At 52.6% G+C, this 13,739-nt stretch carries 10 protein-coding genes; 9 read left to right on the plus strand and 1 reads right to left on the minus strand.

The genetic code is table 11. The features are described from left to right. Positions 1-35 precede the first annotated feature (35 nt). The 8 genes from murD to lpxC all read left to right on the plus strand — a co-directional run bounded on the left by murD (position 36) and on the right by lpxC (position 9,717). On the plus strand, positions 36-1,370 hold the full coding sequence (gene murD, locus J0X00_RS14705; RefSeq protein WP_282477089.1) for a UDP-N-acetylmuramoyl-L-alanine--D-glutamate ligase: 1,335 nt from the start codon (positions 36-38) through the stop codon (positions 1,368-1,370). Between the two features lie 102 nt (positions 1,371-1,472). Further along, positions 1,473-2,666 carry a cell division protein FtsW gene (gene ftsW / locus J0X00_RS14710; RefSeq protein WP_136483350.1) on the plus strand — a complete coding sequence of 398 codons (1,194 nt, stop codon included), beginning with the start codon at positions 1,473-1,475 and terminating at the stop codon, positions 2,664-2,666. Further along, on the plus strand, positions 2,653-3,732 hold the full coding sequence (gene murG / locus J0X00_RS14715; RefSeq protein WP_218563442.1) for an undecaprenyldiphospho-muramoylpentapeptide beta-N-acetylglucosaminyltransferase: 1,080 nt from the start codon (positions 2,653-2,655) through the stop codon (positions 3,730-3,732). The genes ftsW and murG overlap by 14 nt, the downstream gene beginning before the upstream one ends. A gap of 10 nt (positions 3,733-3,742) precedes the next feature. Further along, entirely contained in the window at positions 3,743-5,203 is a 1,461-nt protein-coding gene (gene murC, locus J0X00_RS14720; protein WP_136483351.1) for a UDP-N-acetylmuramate--L-alanine ligase, read from the plus strand. A gap of 228 nt (positions 5,204-5,431) precedes the next feature. Then, positions 5,432-6,202, plus strand: coding sequence for a cell division protein FtsQ/DivIB (locus J0X00_RS14725; protein WP_282478298.1), 771 nt, complete (start codon positions 5,432-5,434; stop codon positions 6,200-6,202). After that, positions 6,195-7,457, plus strand: a complete 1,263-nt coding sequence (ftsA, locus tag J0X00_RS14730) for a cell division protein FtsA (RefSeq protein WP_218562299.1) — start codon at positions 6,195-6,197, stop codon at positions 7,455-7,457. The genes J0X00_RS14725 and ftsA overlap by 8 nt, the downstream gene beginning before the upstream one ends. Before the next feature lie 30 nt (positions 7,458-7,487). Continuing rightward, positions 7,488-8,702, plus strand: coding sequence for a cell division protein FtsZ (gene ftsZ / locus J0X00_RS14735; RefSeq protein WP_136483353.1), 1,215 nt, complete (start codon positions 7,488-7,490; stop codon positions 8,700-8,702). 97 nt (positions 8,703-8,799) lie between these two features. Next, the gene (lpxC, locus tag J0X00_RS14740; protein ID WP_136483354.1) at positions 8,800-9,717 is read left to right on the plus strand and encodes a UDP-3-O-acyl-N-acetylglucosamine deacetylase; all 918 of its coding nucleotides are present in this window, start codon (positions 8,800-8,802) and stop codon (positions 9,715-9,717) included. 201 nt (positions 9,718-9,918) lie between these two features. On the opposite strand, the gene J0X00_RS14745 is transcribed toward lpxC, so the two are convergent. Next, positions 9,919-10,377, minus strand: a complete 459-nt coding sequence (locus tag J0X00_RS14745) for a DciA family protein (RefSeq protein ID WP_168796946.1) — start codon at positions 10,375-10,377, stop codon at positions 9,919-9,921. A gap of 400 nt (positions 10,378-10,777) precedes the next feature. On the opposite strand from J0X00_RS14745, the gene secA reads away from it, so the two are divergent. Beyond that, on the plus strand, positions 10,778-13,492 hold the full coding sequence (secA, locus tag J0X00_RS14750; protein ID WP_282477090.1) for a preprotein translocase subunit SecA: 2,715 nt from the start codon (positions 10,778-10,780) through the stop codon (positions 13,490-13,492). Positions 13,493-13,739: the final 247 nt, after the last annotated feature.

The following is a 13,739-nucleotide window of genomic DNA, read 5'->3' on the forward strand; positions in this document are numbered from 1 at the left end:
TGACGTTAAAGTAACTCACTGAAATTGGAAATAAAATGGACCGTTGGCAAGGCATTAAGCATGTAGTGGTCGCAGGGCTCGGTATTACCGGGCTCTCTGTCGTTAAATATCTGCAAAAATTTCATCCTCAGTTGCAGGTGCGGGTGATTGATACCCGTGATACGCCGCCCGGGCGTGACCAGCTTACCCCTGAGGTCGGCCTGCATTGCGGCAGCTGGAACCTGGAGTGGCTGCTGGAGGCGGATCTGATTGTCGCCAACCCCGGCATTGCGCTGGCCACGGCGCAGATTCAGCAGGCGCTGGCCGCCGGAGTCCCTGTGGTGGGTGACATTGAGCTGTTTGCCTGGCACTGCGATAAGCCGGTGATTGCGATTACCGGTTCAAACGGCAAAAGCACCGTCACCGATTTAACCGGCGTGCTGGCTAACGCTGCCGGTGTTGCAACCGCGATTGGCGGTAACATTGGTGTGCCGGCACTGGATTTACTCGCGACGTCTGCTGAGCTGTATGTGCTGGAGCTGTCCAGCTTCCAGCTTGAAACTACTGCCAGCCTGGCGCCGGTTGCCGCTGCCTTCCTTAATTTGTCTGAAGATCATATGGACCGCTACGACAGCATGCAGGACTACCGCGCGGCGAAACTGCGGATTTTTGACCATGCGGCCACGGCGGTGATTAACGCCGATGACAATCAGACCTGGCCCGAGCAGGACAATGTCCGCAGCGTGAGCTTTGGTCTGGAACAGCCGGCCGATTACTGCACGGCACTCATCAGTGCCGACGGCGCTGAGCCGCAGGAGTGGCTGATGGCGCGCGGCACGGCAGTACTACCGAGCCGCGAACTGACCCTAGTCGGGCGACACAATGTCGCTAACGTACTGACGGTGCTTGCTTTACTCGATGCCGCGGGCGTGAATTATACAAATGCACTCGCGGCGCTTAAGTCTTACACCGGATTGACACATCGTTGTCAGGTGGTTGCCGATAATCAGGGTATAACCTGGGTTAACGACTCTAAGGCCACCAACGTGGCCAGCACGCTGGCCGCGCTGTCTGGTCTGAGCGTACAGGGCACTTTGTACCTGTTGGTCGGTGGGGTTGGCAAAGGGGCGGACTTTACGCCGCTGCAGCCGGTGTTGGCTACGCTGCCGCTGCAATTGTGCTGTTTCGGCCGCGACGGCGATCAGTTTATGCCGCTTCATCCGTCGGCGCAGCGTTATGACAGCATGCAGGATGTGGTGCGTGCGATTCGCCCGCAACTTCAGGCCGGAGATATGGTCTTACTGTCGCCTGCCTGTGCCAGCTTTGATCAGTTTGCTAACTTTATGGCGCGCGGCGATGCTTTTGCTGAGCTGGCGCGTCACTATGCTTAATCTATCAATCGGCATCATCTGCCGGTGTGCAGCGTTATCGATGTACTTAACTAAGCGCTTATTTCATTAAGCGCTTGAAGCAATTAAACCAAGGGAACGATTTTGTTACTGTCCAGACCCATTTCCGCCCTGAGCCACTGGCTGCGCACGCCCTCACCACAAGTCCTGTTTGACCGGCAACTGGTGTGGATTGCGCTCGGCCTGATGCTGATTGGCCTGGTGATGGTGACGTCGGCTTCGTTCCCAATCAGTTCACGGCTGACTGACGATCCGTTCCACTTTATGTTCCGCCACGGCATCTTTCTGTTGCTGGCGCTCGCCACTTCTTCCGTGGTGCTGCGGGTACCGATGCAACGCTGGATGCAATACAGCACCGTGTTGCTGGCGATCTCATTCCTTTTACTGATCATCGTGTTGCTGGCCGGTAAGTCGGTCAACGGTGCATCGCGCTGGATCCCGCTCGGGCTGTTCAACCTGCAGCCGGCCGAGGTGGCTAAGCTGTCACTGTTTATTTTCATGTCCGGTTATCTGGTGCGTAAACACGATGAAGTACGCCAGACCTTCTTCGGCGGCTTTATGAAGCCGATCATGGTGTTTGGGACCTTGGCGATCCTGCTGCTCGGTCAGCCCGATCTCGGGACTGTGATCGTGATGCTGGTGACGCTGTTTGGCATGCTGTTTATTGCCGGGGCCAAACTGTCCCAGTTCCTGGCGCTGATGGTGGCTGGCATTCTGGCCGTGGTGGCGCTGATTGCTGCTGAACCGTATCGTATCCGCCGTGTGACCTCATTTCTAGACCCGTGGGAAGACCCGTTTGGCAGCGGTTATCAGCTGACTCAGTCTCTGATGGCTTTTGGCCGTGGCGAATGGTTCGGCCAGGGGCTGGGCAACTCGATTCAGAAGCTGGAGTACCTGCCGGAAGCGCACACCGACTTTGTATTCGCCGTGATGGCAGAAGAGCTTGGTTTTGTCGGTGTCACTCTGGTGCTGATGCTGATTTTCAGCCTGGTATTCAAAGCGATCCTGATCGGTAAAAAAGCGTTCGAACACGATCACCAGTTTGGTGGTTATCTGGCGTTTGGTATCGGTATCTGGTTTGCGTTTCAGACCTTAGTTAACGTCGGTGCTGCGGCTGGTATGGTGCCCACCAAAGGCCTGACTCTGCCGCTGATCAGTTACGGCGGCTCCAGTTTGATTATTATGTCGGTGGCGGTGTCGATACTGTTACGTATTGATCACGAATGCCGGCTGGCGCAACGCCACAACACAAAAGAACTCAATGATGAAAAACAATAAACGATTGATGGTAATGGCTGGTGGCACCGGAGGGCATGTCTTTCCGGGGCTGGCGGTGGCGAAACAGCTGCAGCAGCAGGGATGGGACATCCGCTGGCTGGGCACCGCTGATCGTATGGAAGCGGATCTGGTGCCTAAGCATGGTATCGAGATTGATTTTATTCGCGTCAAAGGATTACGCGGACAGGGTATCGCGCGCCTGATTAAAGCGCCGTTTCAGATAGTGAACGCCATTATGCAGGCACGCCGTCATATGCAGGCCTGGCAGCCGGATGCGGTGCTGGGCATGGGCGGTTACGTCAGTGGGCCGGGAGGCATCGCCGCCTGGACGCTGGGTATTCCAGTCGTGCTGCATGAACAGAATGCGGTGGCCGGACTGACCAACCAGTGGCTGTCGAAAATAGCCCGTAAGGTCTTTCAGGCTTTTGACGGCGCATTCCCGCACGCGCCGGTAGTGGGTAACCCGGTTCGCGCCGATGTGGTGGCGTTGCCGGCACCAGCGCAGCGTCTGGCTGGGCGTGAAGGCCCGGTGCGGATTCTGGTCATGGGCGGCAGTCAGGGCGCACGAATTCTTAACCAGACTCTGCCGCAGGTCGCCGCGAAACTGGGCGCCGGTTATCAGATTCGCCATCAGGCGGGTAAAAATAACCAGGCTGAGGTAGAACAGGCGTATCAGCAGCAGGGCGTGACTGATGCCGAAGTGACCGAGTTTATCGATGATGTGGCGCAGGCTTATGCCTGGGCCGACCTTCTGGTGTGCCGCTCAGGCGCTTTGACCGTTTCTGAAGTGTCTGCAGCCGGAGTCGGCGCGGTTTTCATTCCGTTTATGCACAAAGACCGCCAGCAGGCGCTTAATGCCGACCATCTGGTCGAATGCGGCGCGGCGCAAATGATTGAGCAGCCGCAACTGACCGTGGATAAACTGGCACAGACGATTTCCGGCCTGGATCGCGCGGCGCTGCTGGCGATGGCCGAGCAGGCCCGCCATGCGGCCAAACTGGACGCAGATAAAGTGGTGGCGGAGGCGATTATTGCGCTGACAGAGCCTGGCCACACTCCAAATTGAGAACAGATTCATGACAATTAAACACACGCAAGATTTAGCACAGATTCGCGCTATGGTTCCGGAAATGCGCCGGGTGAAATGCATTCATTTTATCGGTATCGGCGGTGCCGGTATGAGCGGGATCGCTGAGGTGTTGCTCAATGAGGGGTACCAGATCTCAGGGTCTGATATCGCCTCGAACGCTGTGACTCAGCGTCTGGCGGAAAAAGGTGCCGCCATTTTTATCGGCCATGCTGCAGAGAACATAGCGCAGGCCAGCGTGGTCGTGGTCTCGACCGCTATCAATGAACAGAACCCGGAAATCAAAGCGGCGCGTGAAAAACGTATCCCTGTTGTGCGCCGCGCCGAGATGCTGGCTGAGCTGATGCGTTTTCGTCACGGTATCGCGGTGGCCGGTACGCACGGTAAAACCACCACCACAGCGTTGGTGACACAGATTTATTCTGAAGCCGGCCTCGACCCGACCTTTGTCAACGGCGGCTTGGTGAAAAGCGCCGGTACTAACGCCCGTCTTGGTTCGAGCCGTATTCTGATTGCTGAAGCCGACGAGAGTGATGCCTCGTTCCTGCATCTGCAGCCGATGATGTCGATTGTGACCAACATCGAAGCGGATCACATGGACACTTATGGTGGCGATTTTGAAACTCTGAAACAGACCTTTATCGAATTTCTGCATAACCTGCCGTTCTACGGTCGCGCGATCATGTGTGTCGACGACGCGGTGATTCGTGAACTGATCCCGCGTATCAGCCGCCATGTGATCACTTACGGTTTCTCACAAGACGCCGATGTGCGGATTGAAAATTACCGCCAGGAAGGTCAGCAGGGCAAATTTACCGTGGTGCGTCAGGGGCGCAAAAACCTCGATATCACTCTCAATATTCCGGGCCGCCACAATGCACTCAATGCCGCCGCCGCGATTGCGGTGGCGACCGAAGACGATGTCGATGATGGCGCTATTCTGCGCGCGATGGAGAGTACCCAGGGCACCGGGCGTCGTTTTGACCAGTTGGGTGAATTTGCCACTGGTCGTGGTAAAGCGATGCTGGTGGACGACTATGGCCATCACCCGACCGAAGTGGATGTGACCATCGCTGCCGCGCGCAATGGCTGGAGTGATAAACGTCTGGTGATGATTTTCCAGCCGCACCGTTACACCCGGACCCGCGATCTGTATGACGATTTTGCCAATGTGCTGGAGCAGGTTGATGTGCTGCTGATGCTGGATGTGTACTCGGCCGGTGAGAAACCCATCGCTGGTGCAGACAGCCGATCCCTGTGCCGCACCATTCGTAGCCGCGGTAAGCTGGATCCGATTTTTGTCCCTGACAGCAAGACCTTACCGTCAGTTTTAGCCAACGTCCTACAAGACGGTGACCTGGTTCTGACGCAAGGCGCCGGTGATGTGGGCAAAGTAGCCAAAGATTTGGCGGCGTTGGAACTGTGCATTGAAAAGATGCAGGGGCAGTAACGCTGCAAAAAAAAGTAAAAAGTTGTATATCTGGGGTGGTGGCTGAACTAAGCTCATATTGACGAGTAATTTTATCTATCAGTATTTGATACTTTCCAGCACCTCAGTATAATCCAAAGGTTAAAGTCAGTGCTTTTGCCTCTATTGCAAAAAGAAATAGGGAATCAATTTGCCAGTCGTCAACAGGATCATCGGACTTTGCTGAATAATGTGTTCGCCAAAGGTAACGTGTTTGCCGAAGGTCGCCGATTGTCCGCGTCGCCGCAATTAAAACAACATGCCGCTGGCGGCAGTTTTTTTATCGTGGTGCTGTTGCTGATTGGCTTTTTGTTGTATTCGACGATCAGCTGGATGTGGGACGAGCAACGTCTGCCACTGTCCAAAATCGTATTGCAGGGTGATTTACAATACGTCTCGACCTCTGATGTGCAGCGGTCTTTTGCCCGTATCGATCACATCGGCACTTTTATGTCCCAGGATATTGATGTGCTGCAGGACAGCGTGCAGTCGATTCCCTGGGTGTCACATGCTTCGATTCGCAAGCAGTGGCCGGATACGATTAAAGTGTTTCTGACCGAGCACAAAGTTGCCGCCATCTGGAATGGTAATGCGCTGTTGGATGACACTGGGTACGTGTTTGACGGCGATATCGGTCTGGTGAATGAAGAGCACGTAAAACTGTATGGCCCACAGGGCAGTGCGCCGGAAGTGTTAAAAGTCTGGCGTCAGTATCAGGATAAGTTTGCGCGTATCGGGCACAGCATCTCATCGCTGCTGCTCAATGAACGCCGCGCCTGGCAAATCATTTTGGATAACGGTATCCGGCTGGAGTTGGGAAAAGAGTCGCTTGATGAACGTATTAACCGCTTTTTCCTGCTCTACAAGCAATTAGGCAGTGACGCTGACCGGGTCAGTTATATCGACCTCAGATACGATACCGGCGCTGCAGTAGGTTGGATCTCAGAACAAGAGTTAGCACAAGAGAATACAGATGACTAAAACTGCCAACGACAACATTATTGTTGGTCTGGATATCGGCACCGCCACCGTATCCGCGCTTGTGGGTGAAGTCCTCCCTGATGGTCAAATTAATATTATTGGCTCAGGTAATAGTCCATCTCGTGGTATGGATAAAGGTGGCGTCAACGATCTGGAATCGGTGGTGAAATCGGTCCAGCGTGCGATAGACCAGGCAGAATTAATGGCCGAGTGCCAGATTAACAATGTGTTTTTGTCGATTTCCGGGCGACACATTGCCAGCCGAATTGAAAAAGGCATGGGAACCATTTCGGATGAAGAGGTGTCCCAGGACGATATGGATCGGGCGATCCATACCGCGAAATCAATCAAAATTGGTGAAGAGCAGCGAATCTTGCATGTCATTCCTCAAGAATTTACGATTGATTATCAAGAAGGCATTAAAAATCCGCTAGGATTATCAGGTGTACGTATGGAAGTCAGCGTACATTTGATCACTTGTCACAATGATATGGCAAGAAACATCATTAAAGCGGTGGAACGTTGCGGTTTAAAAGTTGAACAGTTAGTGTACTCAGGATTGGCGGCCAGTAATGCCGTTATTACTGAAGATGAGCGCGAACTTGGTGTGTGTGTGATCGATATTGGTGCAGGCACCATGGATATTGCCATCTGGACGGGCGGCGCTCTAAGGCACACCGAAGTGCTTTCATACGCCGGCAACGCGGTCACCAGTGATATTGCGTTTGCATTCGGCACACCGGTCAGCGACGCCGAAGAGATCAAAGTTAAATACGGCTGTGCGCTGAGCGAACTGGTCAGCAAAGATGACACAGTTAACGTTCCCAGCGTGGGTGGGCGTCCGTCTCGCAGTTTGCAGCGTCAAACCTTGTCGGAAGTCATTGAGCCTCGCTACACTGAGTTAATGGGCCTGGTAAACCAGACGATTGACTCAGTTCAGGAAACATTGCGCCAGGACGGAATTAAACATCACCTGGCAGCCGGTATTGTGTTAACCGGCGGCGCGGCGCAAATAGAAGGTTTAGTTGAGTGTGCGGAGCGGGTGTTCCGCAACCAGGTCAGAGTTGGCAAACCTCTCGAGGTCAGTGGCCTGACCGATTACGTTAAAGAGCCGTATCATTCTACGGCAGTGGGTTTACTTCATTACGCAAAAGACAGCCAGATTAATGACGACAGCGATTACCAGGAGCCTAAGCGCCAGTCGGTGTCGGGATTATTCGGTCGTTTGCGTAATTGGATACAAAAAGAGTTTTAACCTGAGTTGCAGGAAAAACGGAGATAACACATGTTTGAACCGATGATGGAAATGTCTGACGAAGCTGTAATCAAAGTCGTTGGGGTTGGTGGTGGCGGTGGTAACGCCGTTGAACACATGGTACGTGAGTCCATCGAAGGCGTGGAATTCATCAGTATCAATACAGATGCACAAGCGCTTCGTAAAACCAGCGTAAGCACAGTCATTCAAATCGGTGGCGATATCACCAAAGGCCTGGGTGCGGGTGCTAATCCGCAAGTAGGACGTGATGCAGCTCTCGAAGACAGAGAACGTATTAAAGAAGTTCTCGAAGGTGCCGATATGGTATTTGTCGCCGCTGGTATGGGTGGCGGTACCGGTACCGGTGCTGCTCCTGTGATTGCGGAAGTGGCTAAAGAACTTGGCATCCTGACCGTTGCTGTAGTGACTAAGCCATTCAGCTTTGAAGGTAAAAAACGTCTTTCGTTCGCGGAACAGGGTATTGAAGAGCTGTCTAAGCATGTTGACTCTCTGATCACTATTCCAAACGAAAAACTACTGAAAGTACTGGGTCGTGGGATCACTTTACTTGAAGCCTTTGCCAGCGCGAACGACGTACTTAAGAATGCAGTACAAGGTATCGCAGAACTGATTACTCGTCCGGGTATGATCAACGTCGACTTTGCGGACGTACGTACCGTAATGTCGGAAATGGGTCACGCCATGATGGGTAGCGGTGTTGCGAAAGGTGAAGACCGTGCTGAAGAAGCGGCCGAAATGGCGATTTCCAGCCCACTGCTGGAAGATATCGACCTGGCTGGCGCGCGAGGCGTACTGGTTAACATTACCGCAGGTCTGGATATGCGTCTGGATGAGTTCGAAACGGTTGGTAACACTGTTAAAGCATTTGCTTCTGACAATGCGACTGTCGTGATCGGTACTTCTCTGGATCCGGATATGGCTGAAGAGATTCGCGTAACGGTTGTTGCCACAGGTATCGGCAACGAGCGTAAACCGGATATCACTCTGGTCGCCGGCGGTAAAGCGAAACCTGCGCAGGCAGCTCAACCACAACAAGCGGCAGTCGCAGCGAAAGTGGAAGAAAAACCGGCACAACCTTTGCAAGAAAAAGTAGAAGTGAAAACTCAGCCAGCACCGGCTCAGAGCTCAGCGTCTGCTTCAGCAAGCCAAAGCACTGCGCCTAAGCAAGAGAAAGAAAACGGATATCTGGATATCCCGGCTTTCTTACGTCGTCAGGCTGATTAGAATCTCGCCACAATTTGACACTGTTCAAAATTCTGGTAGGATGTCGGTCGGTAAGTATATCGGCCGAGCTTTGTGGCATCGATTTAGAGGCAAGTAGATGATTAGACAACGTACACTGAAAGAAATAGTGAAAACAACTGGGGTGGGACTTCACTCTGGTCGTAAGGTCACGTTAACTCTTCGCCCAGCTGCTGCAAACACGGGTATCGTTTACCGTCGTACTGACGTAAATCCACCAGTGGATTTCCCGGCTGACCCAGAATCTGTACGTGACACCATGTTGTGTACCGCTCTGGTGAATGACGAAGGCATTCGTATCTCTACCGTTGAGCACCTGAGCGCAGCGTTAGCGGGTATGGGCATCGACAACGTGATCGTTGAGGTGGATGCGCCGGAAATTCCGATTATGGACGGTAGTGCGAGTCCGTTTGTATACCTGCTGCAACAAGCGGGCGTAGAAACGTTGAACGCACCTAAGCGATTCATTCGTATTAAGAAACCAGTTCGCATTGAAGACGGCGACAAGTGGGCGGAACTGCGCCCGCATAACGGCTTCAAAATGGACTTCGAAATCGAATTCAATCACCCGGCGATTGATGGTGACGAACAGCATCTGGTGTTCGACTTCTCATCGCAAGGCTTTGTAAAAGAGATTTCCCGTGCACGTACCTTTGGTTTCATGCGTGATATCGAATACTTACAGTCACAGAACCTGTGTCTGGGTGGTAGCTTCGATTGTGCTATCGTACTGGATGATTACCGCATTCTGAACGAAGAAGGCCTGCGTTTTGCCAACGAATTCGTGACCCATAAAGTCCTGGACGCAATCGGCGACCTGTACATGAGCGGACACGCGATTGTCGGTGAATTCTGTGCCTACAAATCGGGCCACGGTCTGAATAACCAGTTGCTGCGCGCAGTACTGGCGGATCAGGAAGCGTGGGAATGGGCGACCTTCGAAGAAGAAGTGGGCTCTCCGGTGGCATTTGCAGAACCAAACATGGTGATTGCTTAACGCATCAGCACTTGAAAGCCTGTCATCAGGTCGAAAGAATAATAAAGCCAGACTCAGGTCTGGCTTTTTTGTGTCTGAAATTTGGCGCTTGGTAGGATTTACACAGCTATCGGTATTGCTTACATATAAGGTATGAATTACGCAGCTATTGGCATAGACAGCGACTGGCATCCGTTACCGAGCTTTCCCTTTGGCGGATGACTACTTTTTGGCAAGTTTGGCCAGGCTTTCTAGTCGCTTACGCACTTTGGGTGACGCATTTTCGGCGATGGTCATCAACACATGGGCGGCATGATCAGTCAGGGGAGGGCGAGCTTTTGCCTCGTCTTTTTTTGCCGCCGCGGCAGAGTTGCCGCGATAGAGAGCCGGGTTGATCCGGATCTCTATGCTGATCAAGCGCCCGAAGCCTTGCGCGCGCAGCTGATTGAGTAGTGACAGACGATCGTAGTCGATCTTCATTTTGATCGCCGCGCTGGCGGCTTCGAGGATAAGATGGCCACCGCGGATGTTGGCGGCGCGCACATGCTTTTCCGTGCCGCGTGGCAACAGCGTTTTGAGGATTTGATTGAGCTGGAGAATTTCTTTGGCATGCTCTTGCACCTGCTTGAGTCGCGATGCTTCGAGCAGTTCTTCAGTGTTGGTCGGGCGGTGATCGCGCATCGGGTGCATCCGGTAATGGGTCTGGTTTTATTCTAACTGTTATCGGCCCTGAACGAAAATGGATCTGCACTGAGCCAGAAGCGCCCGGCAGTTGAGCGCTACACACCGGTATCAACCGGCCTGCTGCAGTGCGCTTTGATGACCAATGACGCACTAAACAGTGGCTTGAGCGCACAAATTAGTAAGCTTGCTGTAAACAAACGGGGTTGAGCATGGTTGTTCGGACAAAAATTCTCTAAACTAGGCGCCACTTAATTCATTTACTGCCTTGAAAATACGCGTCACCATCACAATATCCCAAGATACATGACATACCTCAGTATCCTTAGTTGAAATTAGGTAGACACTACAAAGGCATTAAGTAGATCGGGATGATCGAAGTAAAGAGAGATTCACATCAATGATAACTAAGTTACTGACCAAAGTGGTTGGCAGCCGCAATGACCGTACATTGCGTCGCTTAAGAAAAATCGTAAAAGAAATCAACAACTACGAACCTGCATTTGAAACACTTTCTGACGATGAACTGAAAGCCAAGACCGTCGAATTCCGTCAACGTATTGAACAGGGCGAATCGCTCGACCAACTCCTTCCAGAAGCCTTTGCAACCGTACGTGAAGCCTCTAAACGTGTTTTTGGCATGCGTCATTTCGACGTGCAGCTTATTGGTGGTATGGTGCTTAATGCCGGCCAAATCGCAGAGATGCGTACCGGTGAAGGTAAAACCCTGACCGCAACCCTGCCGGCTTATCTGAATGCGCTGCCCGGTAAAGGCGTGCATATTGTCACCGTCAACGACTATCTGGCTAAACGCGACGCGGAAACCAACCGTGCGCTGTTCGAATTTCTCGGTATGACCGTCGGCGTCAACGTACCGAACATGCCACCACAAGAGAAAAAAGAAGCGTATCAAGCGGATATCCTGTACGGCACCAACAACGAATTCGGTTTTGACTACCTGCGTGACAACATGGCCTTCCGTGTGGAAGACCGTGTGCAGCGTGAACGTTTCTTTGCTGTGGTCGATGAAGTGGACTCGATCCTGATCGATGAAGCGCGTACTCCGCTGATCATTTCCGGTCCGGCAGAAGACAGTTCTGAGCTGTACACTAAGATTAATACTCTGATCCCGCACCTGAAGCTGCAGGATAAAGAGGATTCGGAAGAGTACCGTGGTGACGGTCACTACACCGTGGATGAAAAATCCAAACAGGTTTATCTGACCGAGACCGGTCAGGAATATGTCGAAGAGCTGCTGATCAACAATGGCCTGATGGAAGAGGGTGATACCCTTTACTCGCCAGCTAACATCAGCCTGCTGCACCATGTGAACGCGGCACTGCGCGCTCACGTTCTGTTTGAGAAGAACGTCGATTACATCGTGACGGACAATGGCGAAGTGGTCATTGTTGACGAACACACCGGTCGTACCATGCCGGGTCGTCGCTGGTCGGATGGCCTGCACCAGGCGGTGGAAGCCAAAGAAGGCGTGAAGATCCAGAACGAAAACCAGACTCTGGCTTCGATTACGTTCCAGAACTTCTTCCGTCTGTACGAAAAACTGTCGGGTATGACGGGTACTGCAGATACTGAAGCGTTCGAGTTTCAGTCGATCTACGGTCTGGAAACTGTGGTGATTCCAACCAACAAACCAATGATTCGTAACGATATGCCGGATGTGGTGTACCGTACCGAATTAGAAAAATTTGCCGCGATTAAAGAAGACATCAAGGCTCGGGTCGAAAAAGGCCAGCCGGTACTGGTGGGTACGGTATCGATTGAAAAGTCGGAACTGCTCTCCAACGCGCTGAAGAAAGACAACATCAAGCACAACGTGCTGAACGCCAAGTTCCACGAAAAAGAAGCGGAAATCGTTGCGGAAGCGGGTAAACCAGGTTCGGTGACTATCGCGACCAACATGGCCGGTCGTGGTACCGATATCGTGCTGGGTGGCAGCTGGCAGTCTAAAGTTGAGACGCTGGATAACCCGACTCCGGAACAGATTGCCGAGATCAAAGCAGAGTGGAAACAGGTGCACGATGCGGTACTGGCATCCGGTGGTCTGCACATTATCGGTACTGAGCGTCACGAATCACGTCGTATCGATAACCAGTTACGTGGTCGTGCCGGTCGTCAGGGGGATGCGGGTTCAACCCGATTCTATCTGTCGATGGAAGATACCCTGTTGCGTATCTTCACCTCAGATCGGATGGCGAGCCTGATCCAGAGCGGTATGGAAGAAGGCGAAGCGATCGAAAGCAAGATGCTGTCGCGCTCGATCGAAAAGGCCCAGCGTAAAGTGGAAGGCCGCAACTTCGATATTCGTAAGCAGCTGCTGGAATACGATGATGTGGCAAACGACCAGCGTAAAGTGGTGTACGAGCTGCGTGATGAGCTGATGGTGGCAGACAACATCAGTGAGATGATTGAACAAAACCGTATCGATGTATTGACGGCTGTGATTGATGAGTACATCCCGCCGCAGTCACTGGAAGATATGTGGGATATCGCCGGCCTGCAGGATCGCCTCAAAAACGACTTTGATCTGGAACTGCCGCTGCAGGAATGGCTGGATAACGACGACAAACTGTACGAAGAAGCGCTGCGTGAGCGTATCCTTGAGCAGGCGGTCACCGTTTACCAGCAGAAAGAAGCCGCAGTGGGCGAATCTGTAATGCGCAACTTCGAGAAATCGGTGATGCTGCAGACTCTAGATACGCTGTGGAAAGAGCATCTGGCGGCGATGGATCACCTGCGTCAGGGCATTCACCTGCGTGGTTACGCGCAGAAAAACCCGAAACAGGAGTACAAACGCGAGTCGTTTGAACTGTTTGAAGGTCTGCTTGATTCACTGAAATCTGATGTGATCATGATTCTGTCCAAAGTTCGTGTTCAGCAGCAGGAAGAAGTGGAACGCATGGAAGAGCAGCGCCGGGTGCAGGCTGAAGAAGCGGCACGTCTGGCTCAGGCTCAGCACCAGAGCGTGGATGGTTCCGACGACGAGCAGAATGATCATCAGCCACAAGTGCGTGACGAGCGTAAAGTCGGTCGCAACGAACCTTGTCCGTGTGGCAGTGGTAAAAAATACAAACAGTGTCATGGCAAGATTGCCTGATCCTGATTGAAACAGAGAGTCGCCCCAGGGCGGCTCTTTTTTTGTCTGTTGGTCTGCTGGTCAGTGTTTTGAGATTGCCCGCCCGTTTACAGAGAGGGTCATGGCTTTGTTGCTAAGCCCACTTTCTCTGATGAGTTTTTATAACACAATCTATTGCATATTTATGCTCAGCCTGATCTCGGATGATAACGGCCGGGCGCAGCTAACTCTGGACTTTCACATCTTGAGCGATAATCTAGTCGGTCAA

Source organism: Vibrio sp. ABG19, from assembly GCF_029962385.1.
GTDB classification, from domain to species: Bacteria; Pseudomonadota; Gammaproteobacteria; order Enterobacterales; family Vibrionaceae; genus Vibrio; species Vibrio ostreae.